The following is a 15,563-nucleotide window of genomic DNA, read 5'->3' on the forward strand; positions in this document are numbered from 1 at the left end:
TTCTTTATTAAGCTTTGTTAAATACAGAAGGCGGTTGAAACCGCTACCGACTTATCCCCATGTCTAAAGCCAGGGGCTTGCGTCTCGCTCTTTGGTCAATTGTCAGTTTTCAGTTGTCATCAGGAACAAATAAAAATTCCTCAACAACTAATAACCAATAACCAATAACCAATAACCAATAACAATTTAATCTACCATCGAAAACGTCAATTCTCCTTCACAAACTTTTTGCCCGTCCACTTCTGCAATCGCCTGCATTTTTCCGAAGCGGCGGCGTTTTACCCAGAGCAATTCTACAGTCATCAGCAACCGATCGCCCGGTACAACCTGACGGCGGAATTTGACTTTATCAATGCCGGTAAACATCCACAATCCTTGCTCAATGTCCGGTAACTGACCGAGAACCATACCGCCAACTTGAGCCATCGCTTCGACAATTAAGACACCCGGCATAATCGGTCTTCCGGGAAAATGCCCTTGAAAATGTGGTTCGTTGAAAGTCACATTTTTAATTCCTACAGCCCGCACTCCCGGCACGTAATCAACAATCCTGTCTACGAGTGCAAAAGGATAGCGGTGAGGCAATATTTTCTGGATTTCTTCGAGAGTAAAAGTAGATTTAACCGCTGGAGAATTCTCACCGTTTTCTGTGGAAACGGATTCGGAATTAGCAGTATTGAGGGTGTTAACTTCAGTCAGCGTGGACATTGCTTGAAGACTTTTGAGTGTGGTATGAAAGAAGGAAGATGGAAGAAGGAAGATGGAAGAAGGAAGATGGAAGATGGAAGATGGAAGATGGAAGGCTTTAGTTATCGCCGCAAGAGAACAGATTCACTGCAATGGTTTCAGCAATTAAGAATGTTCTAAGCGCCTTGGCCGTTGCTACATAAACGCAAGGGATCGCGTCTTTGGTTGTGAATTGTAACTGCAAACTATAACTGTATATAGCCTGGAACCTTTTCTAACTTGTCTCCAGCACGGCTGAAGCTTGGGAGTTCAGGGCTTTGGCAAGTTGGACGTGGAGGTTGTGACTGGCTTTGTAAGCCAAGTAATGAGCTTTTGGCAAAGTTCCCAGCAGGCTGAGGTCGCCTACTAAGTCTAAGATTTTATGCCGCACTGGTTCGTTGGCAAATCTCAAGGGCGGGTTGAGCCAGCCGGATCGATCGCAAACTAGGGCGTTCTCTAGGGTACCACCTTTGATCAAACCTGCTTGTCGCAATTGTTCAACTTGGCGGGCAAGTCCAAAAGTTCGGGCTGGGGCGATCGCGCTGGCAAAACTTTCTACCTCTGGCGACCAACTGTACCATTGATTGCCGATCGCCTGTTCCTCAAAATCAATTCCGTAACTAAACCGAGTTCGATCCGACGGTAAGGCGGCGACAAAAGCATCCCCGTGACGCACCCAAATCGGCTCAGTCAGGACGAATGAGGGATTTGGCTCTTCCTGCGATTCTTGAGGAATTAGGCCACTATGGGCGATCGCCTCTACCCAAACCAGAGCCGAACCGTCCAGCAGCGGTACTTCTGGCCCATCAACCTCAATTCGAGCATTATCCGTTCCCATCCCCACCAAAGCGCCTAATAGATGCTCTACAGTGCGAATTTGATCACCTGTCGCACCAGCCAATTCAGTAGAAAGTGCAGTCTGACAAACCGCCTCAATTGTTGCCGGAATTATCGGAGCACCGGGCAAGTCAATTCTGACAAAATAGCGGCCTTCTCCAACCGCAGCGGGCAAGACTCGGACGCGAGTTTGTTCGCCGCTGTGCAAACCAATTCCCGACACTTCAAATTTAGATTTTAAGGTACTTTGAGTCATGGAAGAAGGAAGAAGGAAGAAGGAAGAAGGAAGAAGGAAGAGGGAAGAAGGAAGAGGGAAGAAGGAAGAGGGAAGAAGGAAGAGGGGGAGAGAGGGAGAATCAGTAATTAGCGATTACCAATTACCTTTTCCCCAATTACCTTTTCCCCAATTACCAATTACCAATTACCAATTACCCATTACCCCTAACTAATGACTAATGACTACTGACTAATGACTCTTCAATTAGAATCGCTCGCCAATCCCAAAGTGAATTTGATTGTCCCCGCCGTCGTTGATACCGTAATCGATCCGGATCGGGCCTAAAGGAGATTGAATCCGCACGCCGAGGCCGTAACCGTAACCGCTACCGGGCTTTCTGCGAACACCAGCCGGGTCGCCGGGGACATCTTTGCCCGTGCCCAAGTCGGTGCCTGCATCCAAAAATAGCGCTCCGCCGATAAACGAAATAATCGGGAAACGGTACTCCACGCTGCCTTCTAGGAAGCTGCGGCCGGCTCCGATTTCGCCTTCGTTGTATCCGCGCACAGAGTTGGCACCACCTAAGGCAAAGGCTTCGTAGGGAGGCAAATCTCCGAATACGGTGCCGGCTTTGAAGCTAAATGCCAGGGTTTGGGGGCCGGGGGTAAAGTTTGTGTACTTGACTGGTAGATAAAAGCTGTAGCTGGCACGCAGGCGGTTGAGCAGGATGCTGCCGGAACCTACAGGAATTGATTGTTCCATGCCAAATCTGAGCAGGGAACCGCTGGTGGGGCGGAGTGGGTCGTTGCGCCGATCGCGCACAGCACCTGCTTGAATGGTTGTCAAGTCATCGGAACCAGAGTTGCTAAAACTTAGCTGGTTGCCGAGTGCATCCTCGGATTCGCGCCGGCCTTTGCGATCGGTAATTGAGACTCGCTGGTATTGCAAACCGAGTGAAGCTGTCCACTCAGAATCTGCAAAAGGATCGCGCGACAAGGGACGGGTAAAATTGATGCCGCCACCGGTGCGGACGATGCGGGGTCGATCGTCATTTGCCAATCTGACTTCCCTCTCGCCGCCGTCAAAAATCACGCTGATCGATCGCCTTCTAAAAATATTAGCCGTGAAAGAAGTTCGGTAAGGATCGCCCGCAATCCAGGGATCGGTAAAACTCAAGTCAAACAGGGTTTGGCGTTCCCCGATTTGTACTTCAGCCCCCAATTTTTGGTTCCTACCGTTCAAGTTTTGCTGCTGGTAACTCACCGTACCGAACAAACCCGTCGCGGAACTCAAACCCGCACCCGCAGCCAGAGAACCAGTATTTTTCTCAATGACGTTGACAATTACCCTTGCCTTGCGGGGGTCAGTCGTTCCCGGTTCCAAAGCAAGCCGCACGTCTTCAAAAATCCCCAAACCAAACACTCGCCTCAAATCTCTTTCCGCCTTGGTGCGGTTAAAGATGTCTCCCGGCTTGAGTTGTACTTCGCGGGTAATGACATAGCGGCGGGTGTTACCTCCGATCGTCTGACCGGTCGCATCCGTTGCCTCTCCCTCCTTGTTCAGGAAGCGGACATCAACGGATTCGATCTGGCCTTCTGCCACTACCAAGGTGACAGTGCCGTCGTCTGCTACTTGTGGCGCATCAGTAATTTGGCCCAAAACATAGCCGTTTTCTTGATACCAGGCATTAATTTTTTTCACTCCCTCCTCAAAGCGGCGGAGGTTGAGAATTTTGCCGTACTGATCGCGGAAGCTATCGTCAATTACGCTTTGGGGCAGCACTTGCTGACCGGTGATTGTCACTCCCCGCAGCACCGGATTTGGCTGCACGATAAAACTCACCCGAACGCCTAAGGGGGTGTCTTCCGGGACTGCACGCACGTTTCTGAAAAAGCCGGTGGCAAAAATGGCGTTGATGTCTTGTTGCAGTTGGCTGCGGTTGGTCGTGCGTCCCGGTTGGGTGCTGATGACTCGGTAAATCTCGCTTGCCAGGTCTCCGGTTGCCCCGGTAACGGTAACTTCGGCAACTAGCACTTGCGGTTCTGCTGCCCCGGCTGGTGCGGGGGCTGGTCTGGGCTGCGGTGTTCCTGGGCCCGAGGGCAATGTCGGAAGGGTGTTAGCCGGCGGTCTGGTCGGGGCCGGTCTGGTCGGGGCCGGTCTAGCCGGGGCCGGTCTGGGGGGAATTTGGGCGTTTTGGACGATCGCCCCTGATTCATCCTGGGCTGGTTTAGGAGAAACTTGGAGGTCTTGGACGATCGCCCCTGATTCGTCCTGTTTCCGAGGCTCTACGGCAACCCAGGTGGGCGAAACACCCGTCTCCGAGGGGGGGAGCGGGCTAGCCACTTGTGCCTCTGGCAGGGCATTTTGGCTGCTAGAGGCGACGGGATTGGATGCAATCTCCGGTTGGAGTTGCACCTGTGCGGGCGAAACCGGGGTTACTGGGTCTGTGACTCGGTTTGGGGGTTCGCGATCGTCTTCTCCTCTGCGAGGGGCCGCCGCTATTTTTAGGGCTGCCGCTGGGCTGCTGTTAGCGGCTGTGCGGTTTTGAGGAGAATTTTCGGTTAATTCTGGAACGGGGCGATCGGGTAATTCGATCGACGGGGCGGAAGGAACGGCAGCCAAAGCTTCCTCTGTTGATTCAGAGTAGGATGTTTGACCACTTGCCGAATTTGATAATCCGAAGGTTGCTGAGACAGTAAAAACTGCCACCAATACAGCAGATAAACGCATTTTTGTTCACTCTTTTGGGCGATCGCACACACGACATTATTTAGTCATCAGTCATTAGTCATTAGTCATTAGTCATTAGTCATCAGTCATTAGTCATTGGGCATTGGGCATTAGTCATTAGTCATTAGACCTCTTCCATAAGTCTTTGAGCGATCCTTCAACCGCAGATGTCAGACAGATAAACACAGATAAACGCAGATGATTTCAGGGTGTTTTCCGATTTTTGCAAGAGGTCTCGCGAACAGCATTAGTCATGAGTCATTAGTTAACTGTCAACTGTCAACTGTCAACTGTCAACTGTTTATCTATCCCCCGCTGGGCTGTCGTAGTGTTCCCCAAATTTTAGACTAAGAGTTCAACCTCCCAGATTCATTTGTGAAGTAAATCTAAAATTTAAAATCGACTGACCGCTAAATAACCACACAAAAATAATTACATAAAGACTCCTTACTAGGCAAGAGTTTCAGTCGAAATTTCGTGTAATTAATTCGGAACTACTACTTACTTAATTGATGACTGTTCACGGCTGATTGCTGACATTAAAGGCAGAAGGGGTACAAACTGTGCAATTCTAGCGCATTTCAAGCCTCTATACTTTCTGAGCTAGAACCCGCTGGAGAACTTGCTGGTAAGCGCTTTCTACCGAGCCCAAGTCGCGGCGGAATCTGTCTTTGTCCATCACGCGCGCGTCGGGGTCAGTTTCTGCGTTGTCCCAGAGGCGACAAGTGTCGGGACTGATTTCGTCGGCGAGGATCAGATTTTGATGTTGGTCGATACCAAATTCCAGTTTGAAGTCTACCAGGGTGATGCCGCACAGGGTAAAAAATTCTTTGAGTATTTCGTTAATTTCACGGGCGGCGATCGACAGTTGCTTTACTTGTTCGGGGGTAGCTAGCTGCATTAACTGCAATCTGCCGCGGGTTAGCAGCGGGTCTCCCAGATCGTCGTTTTTGTAATAAAATTCCACCAGCGGCGGATTGATAATTGTACCGAGGGCGATTCCCGTTTGTTTGCAAAGACTACCGGCGGCAATGTTTCTGACGACGACTTCTAAGGGCAAGATGCCGACGCGGCAGACTCGCATTTGGTTGGGGGCGGGCGTGTCGATGAAGTGGGTGGGAATGCCTTTGGCTTCTAGCATCCGAAACAGGTGGGCGGATATGGCGCAGTTAATTTCGCCTTTGCCGGCGATGCTGCCGCGTTTTTGGGCGTTAAAGGCTGTGGCGTCGTCTTTGAAGTGGGTCAGCAAGATTTCGCTGTCTTCGGTGGAGTACAGGATTTTGGCTTTGCCTTCGTAGAGTTTGCGATCGGCTGACATGGCGATTAATAATATAGATGAGTTTGAGATTTTACCGTAGCTCGATCGCAAATTATACCATTTTAGATGTGAGATTTTAGATAGGGAATGCCCGATCGTGTATAGGTTTAGAGCTTACTTACCACAATACTTCGGACAGTTTTTTAACGGCCGTGTAAGCCGAGAGCGAGTAAGCCCTGCCATTTTTACGCATTTTCTGAAACTTAGGGCTGAACTTAAACATTGAAAAAATAGTCCAGCATATGGTCAGTAAGGGTTTCGGAGGCTCGACTAGATCTAAAACTGTCCGAAGTATTGTTACCAGAAAGAATTGGATTAAAGCCGGAACCCTTGTAGGGAGAAATTAAAATCAGACTATTCATTACTTCAATCCTCGGACTTCTGCGTAGAGGTCGCTCTCTGGGGGTCAACTGTCAACTGTCAACTGTCAACTGTGGAAGCCTCCAGATATATACTGCGATCGGCCCAGGCATAAATGATTCTTGACAAAGCACAATAGAGATTAGACCTGCTGGGTTCGCGATCGGTGCTGAATGAAGCTCACCATACAGACTGGCGCTTAAAAAACATCTGTAAAATGGCTGATTTATGGAAGACAAAAAAATTCATATCCTCTTGGTAGAAGATGATGAGGTGGATGTGATGAACGTCCGGCGAGCGTTCAAAAAAAATAACATTGTTAACCCCCTCTACTTGGCTGCAAACGGATTAGAAGCTCTGCATATATTGCGCCAAGAAAGCAAAACAGAGCCTGCAATGCCTCAAGCGCGCCGGTTAATTTTGCTAGACTTGAATATGCCGAGAATGAACGGGATCGAGTTCTTGCGAGAATTGCGGCTGGATGAAAAATTGAAGTCGATTCCAGTGATAGTCCTGACAACTTCTAATGAAGATAGAGACAAGGTAGAAGCTTATAATTTGAATGTAGCTGGTTATATTCTTAAGCCCGTCACTTTTTCTAACTTTGTGGAAGTTATGGCTACCCTCAACAAATACTGGATGCTGAGCGAAATTCCCTAAGCCATAGAAAAGAGAACAGCAAAATTTCAAGATGGCTGTTGTGATTTTGGGAGCGGTATAGCGGTTCTCAAAAAAGTGAGGTATGCCTGCGTGCCCTATGCCCTATGCCCTATGCCCTATGCCCTATGCCCAATCGTCCGCGAATCTTTCTGAGAAAGGCTATACCTTTGTTTTAGATACTTTTGGGATGCCGCAGTTTTTTTCAGATTAATTCACAATTCGGTTGTTATGGACAAACTTATCAAAATTCTGATAGTTGATGACGATGAAGTCGATCGCATGGCGGTCAAACGCTCGCTCAAGTCTGCTCGGGTTTCGGTAGAAGTTACTGAAGCCGAAGACTGCGCCGATGCTCTGGCAAAATTATTGGTGAGGAAAAGTTCTAGTATAGCAGCGGCGAAACTCTCGCATCCAGATAAATCTCAAAAGTTAAGCGAGGTTGAGGAAACAGACAATTCGCTGCTATTAAATCAGATATTTGACTGCAAATTTGACTGCGTATTCCTAGACTACCGCTTGCCAGACGGAGACGGACTGAGTTTGGTAAAAAATGTACGGGAATCTGGGCTGAAAGTTCCGTTAATTGTACTTACCGGGCAAGGCGACGAACAAATTGCTGTGGAATTGATGAAGGCGGGAGCTTCTGATTATATCGCTAAAGGCAAGATGTCTGCTGAGAGTTTGTCGCGCAGTTTGCAGAATGCCCTTCGCGTTTACCGCGCCGAATCTCAGGCGTTTCATGCCAGTCAACAACTTAAGGAAAGCGAGGAAAGGTACAGGTTAGTTTTAGAGGGTGTAAATGACGGAATTTGGGATTGGGATTTAAGTAAAAATGAGGTTTATTGGAACGATCGCCTTTTGGAAATTATCGGTTTGCCGCGAGAGCAATTTGGCAGCACGATGGATGCTCTCTACAGCCGCCTGCACCCCGATGACAAGGACGGCATCGTCCGGGCGATCGCAGCTCATCTAGAACAAGCGATCAACTACAATGTAGAATTCCGGCTGCTGCACTCCTCAGGAGCTTACCGCTACTGCACTTCCCAGGGCAAAGCCCAGCGAAATTCCCAAGGAAAAGCGCTGCGGATGGCCGGCATGATTAGCGATATTACCGATCGCAAACAAGCCGAAGACGCGCTAGAAAGAGAACGGCAGCAACTGAAACAAATTATTACCTGCGTGCCGGTAGCAATGGCGATGTTCGATACCCAAATGCGCTATTTAGCTAACTCTCACCAATGGCTGACTCAATTTAATTTTGAGTGGCAGTCCCTGACAAATCTCAGTCATTACGAATTGTTTCCAGATACGCCAAACCGCTGGAAAATGATGTATCAAGAAGTGTTAAAGGGTGAGGTAGTTTCTGTGAGCGAAGATGCTTGGGAACGAGCAGACGGCTCTGTTATATACCTGCGCTGGGCAGCTCACCCTTGGTACAATCCCGACGGCCAAGTGGGGGGAATGGTAATGGTAGCCGACAAGATTAATGAGTTGGTGGAAGCGCGGGAAACTGCCCTAGAAGCGAGCCGGGTAAAGTCGCAGTTTTTGGCGAACATGAGTCACGAAATTCGCACTCCGATGAATGGCGTTTTGGGCATGGCTCAATTGCTGCTGCGCGCTCCTCTGGAACCAAAACAGCGGGAGTCGGCTCAGACTATTTTCCGCAGTGCCGAACATTTGCTGAGCGTGATTAATGATATCCTCGATTTTTCTAAGATAGAAGCCGGAGAAATGCGGCTGGAAAAGGCAGATTTTGATTTGGATAGCTGCCTGGAATCGGTGATAGAAATGGTGGCACCTTTGGCTGAGGAAAAAAGTCTTGAATTGGATTTTTTAATTGACAGTGCGGTGCCTAAAAAGTTGGTGGGCGACTCGGGCAGGTTGAAGCAAATATTGCTCAATTTGACGGTAAATGCGATCAAATTTACCGATCGCGGCCAAGTCTTAGTTCACGTGACGGTGAAACGGAGCAACCGATTTGCAGACGGCAGACAAGGAGAAAATTTGCTATTTTCGGTGCGCGATACTGGCATTGGAATTTCGCCGGAAGGGCAGACAAAACTGTTCCAATCTTTTTCTCAGGTAGACGCTTCTCCAACTAGGGCTTACGGCGGGACGGGTTTGGGTTTGGCTATTTGCAAGCAGTTAGTCGAAATGATGGGAGGTGCCATTGGGATTCGCAGTTTTCTCGGCAACGGTTCGACATTTTGGTTTGCTGTACCTTTGGAAAAACAGTTGCAAGTTGAGCCTCAGACTGCCGAACTTGCTCTTAAGAAGCTGTTAGTAGTCTCGGGAAGCGCTTTGAAGAGGGCGGCGGTGCGATCGCTCGCTCAAAGGTGGGGCGCCCGCTGCTACGAAGCAGAAAGCGCTGCTGCTGCTTTGACTTGGTTGAAAAATGCCAATAGTAGCATTTCTGGGCATTCAGAGGAAGGCGAAAAAAGCTGCGATGCGGTGCTGGTGGACTTGCAAATGCCGGATTTGGATGCTGAGGAATTTGCCCGGAAAGTGCGATCGACCTCGACATTTGCCTCGTTAATCGCCATGACTGCTTTGCGGGAACAGCGAAAAGCTGAAGCACTTTGCTGTCATGGTTTTAGCGGCTATTTAATCGAGCCGGTGCGGCCTTCCCGCTTGCTTGAAGCTTTGCTGGCATCGGTTAAGGGAACGGGAGACTTTGACAGCTTGGAGGCTGCTAATACTTGCAAATTGCTAGGAGTTAATTCTCGATATGTTACTTCCAATTCACCCTCATCTCTGAGAATATTGCTGGCGGAAGACCACCCGATCAATCAACAAGTTATTGTCGAACAGTTGACAGCTTTAGGCTATCATGCTGACTGCGCCTCCAACGGTCAAGAAGCGCTAGACTTGCTGGCACAAAAAAGCTATAATTTGGTGTTGATGGACTGTCAAATGCCAATACTTGACGGTTATGAAACGACAAAAAAGTTAAGGGAGCGAGAAAAGGGCGATCGGCATACTTTTGTGATTGCTTTAACGGCTCACGCTATGCCGGGAGAACGAGAAAAGTGTCTGGCGGCGGGGATGGATGATTATCTCAGCAAACCTGTAGATTTAGATACTTTGGCCGTGGCGCTGAAAAAATATGAATCCCAAAATGTTGAGTTTAAAAATAAGTATGGAGTTAAAAGTATTAATTTGGTACAAAATCCTCAATTAGAAACAAATTATCCAGAAGTTTTGGAAGCAGCAATGCCTGTGGCTGTGCCGGCACCAAGGGCGATTCCCTGCGGGATAGCTTCGCTTCACGAACTGCAAGCTTGGGAACACGCAGACTGCGACGGACTGTTCGACCAAAGCAGATTGCAGCAACTCGGACAGGTTAATGTCAAATTGCCCGAGCGACTCTTGCAAGCATTTGTGGGAAATGCACAAGCTGATGTGGCTGCTGCCAAAATAGCCGCAGAAGCTAAAGATTGGTCAACTGTGGAATATCAAGCTCACCGTCTCAAGGGAACTTCTGCAAATGTGGGAGTTGCTCAGATGTCGGATTTAGCAGCACAATTGGAGCATCAGGCGCGAGGCTTTCAATCTCAACCGCCAGCTTCGGGATTGTCAACTATTGAGAGGGTTGAAAGCATATTAGCGAGTTTGTCCAGTCATTTAGCCAGAGTTCAAGAGTTTGTGGAAACTCGAATGTTTGGTTAATATTTAAGTTGTTAGATACGTCGGCAATTATAGTCGGCGATTAAAATCGCACGCCAAACAAACGATGTCCGCGACTCGACTTCGCTCGCCGAACACCTCGGCTGACTCAAGAAAACAAGGTAATTTTAACCGCACGGTCTAATTATCTTCAACCCGCGCACCATCCGGGTTTTGTCTGTATAGACGCGGTTTCAACCGCCCAGTCTTTAAGAAAAAATCGATGAGTTAACCTATGACTTACGATACCGATACAAACCCTGTTTCACATAGCGAACCATTAGAAAATAATGGAGAAATTCTAACGCCTTTGATGGCTTTTGCTCGGGAAGTTTTATTACATGAAAACAATCCTCTTGCTGGGGAAAGTTATGTAAATGCTGTGCCATGTGCGCCCGAAGAAATCAATGAATTTTCTGTTGATAGTCTGGTGGCCAAAATAGCTCGGTGCTGTCGGGAAAGCAAAATAGGCAAAAAATTACCAACGGCTTTTTACGTTCACGTTTCGGCATTGTCAGCACTCAATCCTGTCTTGGTAATTTACGAAAATTGTGCCAGACGCCATCTCGAAAATATTGATGAAGCAACTTTAGTTAAGTTTTCCCTCAATCAACCTAAAATATCTTATCTTTTTTACCCCGATTTCGATACAGACGCTCACCCTGCTTTACAAACCAGCATCCAAATTAATCTGGAAACAGCGGAAATTAAATATTTCGATTACAGCAACAGTGAAAATCCCCCGGTTTTGCACCGCAAAGAAACTTTTGTGACACCGGATTATCCCAATTACGAGAAGTTTGCTCGACTGACTCGCTGCGAGGAAGGATGGGGACTGCTGGACAATACAAGCGCGATCGGCACTCGCGATGGTTGGCTTAAATATTTGGGATATTGCGGTGTTGAAATCCACGATCATGCTGTTGTCGAGCGTTTGAAACAGGAGAATAGCGAGTTATCAATTCCCAAGATTGAGCGGCACAAAGCTGCGATGGTACGCAACTCTATTTCTAAACCTGTGCGTCTAGTTTTGGAATCTGATTTGTTTGTTGATGGAATGACTTTTTTTGATTACGGCTGTGGCTACGGTGGCGATGTTAAATATATTGCCCAAGAGGGTTATGTTGCTGCGGGTTGGGACCCATACTATCAGCCGGATACTCCGCAAATTGGTGCGGATATTGTGAATATTGGTTATGTAATTAATGTGATTGAATCTTTGGCGGAACGCCGAGAATCTTTGCTAAATGCTTGGGAATTAACTAAGAATTTATTGGTGGTGGCGGCTCAGGTTTTGATTGATGATGGCGATAGAGGTCAAATTGCTTACGGGGATGGGGTGATCACTTCTCGCAATACTTTTCAGAAGTATTACGAGCAGGAAGAGTTGAAGGTTTATATCGATCAAGTTTTGAATGTTGATGCGATTCCTGTGGCTTTGGGGATCTATTTTGTGTTTCGGGATGCGGCGGAGGGTGAGGGTTTTCGGGCTTCTCGGTTTCGATCGCGCTTATCGACTCCCAGAGTGCGATCGCAAGTCAAGCGCTTTGAGGATTACGAGGAAATGCTGGCTCCTTTGATGGCGTTTGTGAGCGATCGCGGCCGCCTCCCGGTGAAGGGCGAATTAGCCGAAGAAGCGCCAATCAAGGAAGAATTTCACAGTTTTAACCGCGCTTGGCGGGTGATTTTGCAAGCAACGGATGCGGATGATTGGGAGACTATCGCCGACAAGCGCCGCCAGGATTTGCTAGTATATCTCGCTCTCAACGGTTTAGGCGATCGCCCTCCGATGCGGCGGCTTCCGGCTCAAATCCGCAATGACATCAAGGGTTTGTTTGACAGTTATCACAGGGCTTGCACTTTGGCAGATTTAATGCTATATAGCCTGAGCAAACCGGATATTGTGGCGGACTGTTGCGAGGATAGTGCGATCGGCTACAAACAACACGGTTCCCTTTCGGTTCACGTCTCTGCATTAGAAGAACTAGACCCTTTATTGCGACTCTACGAAGGCTGTGCCAACCGGACAATCGGCAGACTTGACGGCGCGACAATCATCAAATTTTATGCTAATAAACCGAAAATTTCCTATTTATTTTATCCCGATTTTGATACCGATCCACATCCAGTTCTTCACACTTCCATGCACATCAATTTGCGCGGTCTTTCTGTCGGCTATCAAGACTATTCTAATTTGTCTAATCCGCCAATTTTAGTTAAAAAAGAAGCTTTTGTATCATCTAGTTATCCGCATTATCAGAAGTTTGCGAAGCTCAGTCGCCAAGAGGAAAAGTTGGGAATTTTTGATAAGTCCGGTGGATTTAAGGAGCGGGAATTGCTGAACTGTTTGGAGGAAAGTTGCGTCAAAATCAAGGGTCATCGCTTGTTTTGGCGATCGGATTCCGACCCAGAAAAATTGAAAATGCTGCAAACAACTGCGTCGGAACGTCATCAGCAAAAGATTGAGGTTAATGCGGGAAAGAGTGAAGGAACCGCAGAGGACACAGAGAGCACAGAGGATGGAAAAGAAGAGGGAGAGGAATAGGAATAGTCATGGAAACGGAGTATGATTTTAGTCGAAATGAGGAGACGGCTTGGCCTTAGTCCCTACAATTAATCACGGTAGGGACTAAGGCCAAGCCGTCTCCTCTTATCATTCCGGTGTAACCGGAATTGATATGACATCGGTGCAACCGGAATTGATATGACATCGGTGCAGAGATTCAAGAATATGCCGCAAACAACCCGGTTTCCGATCAAAACCCTACATCAAATCAAGAGATATTGACGAAACCGGGTTGTTTATCCCAGCGGATAAGTTCCTAAGTAGATGAGCAACCAAGTCCTAAATACTGATGAAATTTTCTGCTGTCAGGCTGGCTGGTGTAATTTGAGATTGTCCTGTTTGTAGATTATTCACACGAGCGATCGTCCGCCCCGTTGATCTGAGTGTAATCAGTAGATCGCGATCATTGTTAATAGCGATTGCTCCTGACCACGGAGCAAACTGTCTGTCAAGTAAATCATTATTTGCCCGATTATTAGCAACCTCTCTTGGTATAGTTGAGATTTGTAGGTCGTTGAACGATAAACCACCGCCAAGAGCAATCTTGTCTTCACCGAGAACGAAGTCAAATAAGTGATCGAAAGAGTTGGTAGCTAGCTCATTTTGAACCACAAAGGTGTCTCGTCCGGGGCCACCTGTCAAAATGTCAAACCCCCCATCACCAGACAAGAAATCGTCTCCATCACCTCCAGAGATCCGATCGTTGTCTCGTCCGCCAAACATTCGATCGTCACCTCGATCGCCCGTCAGATCGTCTGTGCCAAGATTGCCGAAAATCAAGTCGTTATCCAATCCCCCGGAGAGCTCATCTCCATCTTGGCCACCATAGATCGTATCGGAACCTGCCCCGCCCCGTAGCGTGTCACGGCCAAGATTCCCGAACAGCTCATCATTGCCACCAAAGCCATTGATGAAGTCATTGCCACCGAGGCCAAAGGTGCGACGACCATTATCAGTGTCAGTGATAACATCATCACTATCCGTACCCTGTGCATTGGGGTCAGCAGAAATGTTGATCCGAGCCATTATTTCTCAATTGTTTAAGGTTGAACGGATACATCCTAACCGATTCGGTGGACGAACCAAGACATCTGTACGATCCCAGGAATCGCCAATGCCGATCGTGGTTCAAGTCTTTGAAGGAGGCAACGTAGAACTCCGCAAAGTAAATATGGTCTAAGAAATCACTGCACCAGACCGTACTATGATAACGTATTGACATTGTAAATACATTTTACCTATACTAAGGAGTATGAATGTATACTTCGTGCTCAATGGCATTACCTTTGTATGGGATGACGGAAAAGCGCGGATTAATCCCCTAAATCATGATGGGATTACTTTTCAACAAGCTGCTGAATCCTTCTTTGACCCATTTCTAGTTGTCGTTGATGCCAGCCGCAATGACGAAGCGCGTGATGCTGTGATTGGGCTAGATAGTCGGTGGAATCTATTGTATGTGGTTCACATTGAGCGTGAAGAGAATGTCATTCGGATTATTTCAGCACGTAAAGCAACTCGTCAAGAGAGGGCAGAGTATGAAAGTTGAAGCATTAAAGCAGCGATTAAACCGCAACCGTCCAATGACTAGCGTGACTATCCGTATGCCCGAAGATGTTGTGGAAGACCTGAAGAAAGTTGCACCATTGTTAGGTTTTTCGGGTTATCAGCCATTAATTCGTGCTTATATTGGTCAAGGTTTGCGCGTTGATTTAGAACGATTTGAGAGCGAGACAGTGACAGCCCTAGTCGCAAGTTTGAAGCGTCGAGGTGTCAGTGATGCAGTGATTGATGAGGCATTAAAGGAAGTCCTTCGTGCTGAGTCCTGTTAATAGAGTAATAGTCATGGAAATGGAAGAATACTTAAAAGTGAGTGAATTTATTGATTGGCAACATCCCAAAATTATGGAATGTGCTAAACAAATCGCATCGGGACATGAGACACCAAGGGCGATCGCCAAAGCGTGTTTTGAGTGGGTTCGAGATGAAATTCGTCACAGTTATGACTATCAAATGAGTCCTGTTACCTGTCGAGCTTCCGATGTTCTTCAGCACAAAACAGGTTATTGTTATGCGAAAAGTCACTTGTTAGCAGCGTTACTAAGAGCAAATGACATTCCGGCCGGTCTTTGTTACCAGCGGTTGAGTATTGACGATCGAGGTGCGCCTTACTGTTTGCACGGTTTCAATGCTATCCATTTACCTGAAGTTGGTTGGTATCGAGTTGATGCCAGAGGTAATAAAGAAGCAGTCAACGCTCAATTCACTCCACCTCAAGAACAGTTAGCATTTAAGATTCAGTTTCCTGAAGAGGCAGATTTTCCAGCCATATTCTCAGAGCCACTTCAAGTCGTTATAGAAGCATTACAAGGACAGAATACATGGGATGATATGCCTCGCAATCTCCCAGACATTTCGTTGGAGTCTGCGAAGAGTTATGGCTTGTGGTGATATAACACAACACGGCATCTCATTACAAAAGT

General features: G+C 47.5%; 13 protein-coding genes. 7 read left to right on the forward strand and 6 right to left on the reverse strand.

Translation table 11 applies throughout. The features are described from left to right. Window positions 1–186: 186 nt before the first annotated feature. Together fabZ and lpxC are read right to left on the reverse strand one after the other, a co-directional pair. Window positions 187–708: a 3-hydroxyacyl-ACP dehydratase FabZ gene (gene fabZ, locus JGK16_RS09470; protein ID WP_293186502.1), complete on the reverse strand. Its 522-nt coding sequence runs from the start codon at window positions 706–708 to the stop codon at window positions 187–189. Between the two features lie 253 nt (window positions 709–961). Further along, window positions 962–1,819 (reverse strand): UDP-3-O-acyl-N-acetylglucosamine deacetylase, encoded by an 858-nt coding sequence (lpxC, locus tag JGK16_RS09475; RefSeq protein WP_293186500.1) that lies wholly within the window; start codon window positions 1,817–1,819, stop codon window positions 962–964. On the opposite strand from lpxC, the gene JGK16_RS09480 reads away from it, so the two are divergent. Next, entirely contained in the window at window positions 1,818–2,012 is a 195-nt protein-coding gene (locus tag JGK16_RS09480) for a hypothetical protein (protein ID WP_293186498.1), read from the forward strand. The two genes, lpxC and JGK16_RS09480, sit on opposite strands and share 2 nt — an antisense overlap. Before the next feature lie 32 nt (window positions 2,013–2,044). Here JGK16_RS09480 and JGK16_RS09485 read toward each other — a convergent pair whose 3' ends face one another. The 3 genes from JGK16_RS09485 to JGK16_RS09495 form a co-directional block, all read right to left on the reverse strand. Then, window positions 2,045–4,510, reverse strand: a complete 2,466-nt coding sequence (locus JGK16_RS09485; protein WP_293186496.1) for a BamA/TamA family outer membrane protein — start codon at window positions 4,508–4,510, stop codon at window positions 2,045–2,047. 589 nt (window positions 4,511–5,099) lie between these two features. Then, window positions 5,100–5,828, reverse strand: a complete 729-nt coding sequence (gene purC, locus JGK16_RS09490) for a phosphoribosylaminoimidazolesuccinocarboxamide synthase (protein WP_293186504.1) — start codon at window positions 5,826–5,828, stop codon at window positions 5,100–5,102. 215 nt (window positions 5,829–6,043) lie between these two features. Then, the gene (locus JGK16_RS09495) at window positions 6,044–6,190 is read right to left on the reverse strand and encodes a hypothetical protein (RefSeq protein ID WP_293202997.1); all 147 of its coding nucleotides are present in this window, start codon (window positions 6,188–6,190) and stop codon (window positions 6,044–6,046) included. 226 nt (window positions 6,191–6,416) lie between these two features. On the opposite strand from JGK16_RS09495, the gene JGK16_RS09500 reads away from it, so the two are divergent. The 3 genes from JGK16_RS09500 (at window position 6,417) to JGK16_RS09510 (ending at window position 13,059) form a co-directional block, all read left to right on the forward strand. Further along, a complete protein-coding gene (locus JGK16_RS09500; protein ID WP_293186494.1) occupies window positions 6,417–6,848 on the forward strand; it encodes a response regulator in 432 nt (143 codons plus the stop codon). Window positions 6,849–7,076: 228 nt separating this feature from the next. Continuing rightward, window positions 7,077–10,517, forward strand: a complete 3,441-nt coding sequence (locus tag JGK16_RS09505; RefSeq protein ID WP_293190375.1) for a response regulator — start codon at window positions 7,077–7,079, stop codon at window positions 10,515–10,517. A 232-nt stretch (window positions 10,518–10,749) separates the two neighbouring features. Further along, window positions 10,750–13,059 (forward strand): DNA phosphorothioation-associated putative methyltransferase, encoded by a 2,310-nt coding sequence (locus JGK16_RS09510; protein ID WP_293202999.1) that lies wholly within the window; start codon window positions 10,750–10,752, stop codon window positions 13,057–13,059. A gap of 300 nt (window positions 13,060–13,359) precedes the next feature. Here JGK16_RS09510 and JGK16_RS09515 read toward each other — a convergent pair whose 3' ends face one another. Beyond that, window positions 13,360–14,106, reverse strand: a complete 747-nt coding sequence (locus JGK16_RS09515; protein ID WP_293186488.1) for a calcium-binding protein — start codon at window positions 14,104–14,106, stop codon at window positions 13,360–13,362. Between the two features lie 226 nt (window positions 14,107–14,332). On the opposite strand from JGK16_RS09515, the gene JGK16_RS09520 reads away from it, so the two are divergent. Genes JGK16_RS09520 through JGK16_RS09530 form a run of 3 tightly spaced genes read left to right on the forward strand, consistent with a single transcriptional unit; the run spans window position 14,333 to window position 15,531 of the window. Then, window positions 14,333–14,629, forward strand: coding sequence for a BrnT family toxin (locus JGK16_RS09520; protein ID WP_293203001.1), 297 nt, complete (start codon window positions 14,333–14,335; stop codon window positions 14,627–14,629). After that, window positions 14,619–14,912 carry a hypothetical protein gene (locus JGK16_RS09525; protein ID WP_293203003.1) on the forward strand — a complete coding sequence of 98 codons (294 nt, stop codon included), beginning with the start codon at window positions 14,619–14,621 and terminating at the stop codon, window positions 14,910–14,912. Before JGK16_RS09520 ends, JGK16_RS09525 begins: the two co-directional genes overlap by 11 nt. A gap of 13 nt (window positions 14,913–14,925) precedes the next feature. Then, window positions 14,926–15,531 (forward strand): transglutaminase family protein, encoded by a 606-nt coding sequence (locus JGK16_RS09530; RefSeq protein ID WP_293203005.1) that lies wholly within the window; start codon window positions 14,926–14,928, stop codon window positions 15,529–15,531. Window positions 15,532–15,563 lie beyond the last annotated feature (32 nt).

Source organism: Microcoleus sp. PH2017_09_SFU_O_A, from assembly GCF_020738625.1.
Lineage (GTDB): Bacteria > Cyanobacteriota > Cyanobacteriia > Cyanobacteriales > Microcoleaceae > Microcoleus.

Excerpts from the sequence above, each read along its gene's own strand:
- fabZ (WP_293186502.1), bottom strand. The coding sequence starts at position 708 with ATGTCCACGCTGACTGAAGTTAACACCCTCAATACTGCTAATTCCGAA.
- JGK16_RS09480 (WP_293186498.1), top strand. The coding sequence starts at position 1,818 with ATGGAAGAAGGAAGAAGGAAGAAGGAAGAAGGAAGAAGGAAGAGGGAA.
- lpxC (WP_293186500.1), bottom strand. The coding sequence starts at position 1,819 with ATGACTCAAAGTACCTTAAAATCTAAATTTGAAGTGTCGGGAATTGGT.
- JGK16_RS09485 (WP_293186496.1), bottom strand. The coding sequence starts at position 4,510 with ATGCGTTTATCTGCTGTATTGGTGGCAGTTTTTACTGTCTCAGCAACC.
- purC (WP_293186504.1), bottom strand. The coding sequence starts at position 5,828 with ATGTCAGCCGATCGCAAACTCTACGAAGGCAAAGCCAAAATCCTGTAC.
- JGK16_RS09495 (WP_293202997.1), bottom strand. The coding sequence starts at position 6,190 with ATGAATAGTCTGATTTTAATTTCTCCCTACAAGGGTTCCGGCTTTAAT.
- JGK16_RS09500 (WP_293186494.1), top strand. The coding sequence starts at position 6,417 with ATGGAAGACAAAAAAATTCATATCCTCTTGGTAGAAGATGATGAGGTG.
- JGK16_RS09505 (WP_293190375.1), top strand. The coding sequence starts at position 7,077 with ATGGACAAACTTATCAAAATTCTGATAGTTGATGACGATGAAGTCGAT.
- JGK16_RS09510 (WP_293202999.1), top strand. The coding sequence starts at position 10,750 with ATGACTTACGATACCGATACAAACCCTGTTTCACATAGCGAACCATTA.
- JGK16_RS09515 (WP_293186488.1), bottom strand. The coding sequence starts at position 14,106 with ATGGCTCGGATCAACATTTCTGCTGACCCCAATGCACAGGGTACGGAT.
- JGK16_RS09520 (WP_293203001.1), top strand. The coding sequence starts at position 14,333 with ATGAATGTATACTTCGTGCTCAATGGCATTACCTTTGTATGGGATGAC.
- JGK16_RS09525 (WP_293203003.1), top strand. The coding sequence starts at position 14,619 with ATGAAAGTTGAAGCATTAAAGCAGCGATTAAACCGCAACCGTCCAATG.
- JGK16_RS09530 (WP_293203005.1), top strand. The coding sequence starts at position 14,926 with ATGGAAATGGAAGAATACTTAAAAGTGAGTGAATTTATTGATTGGCAA.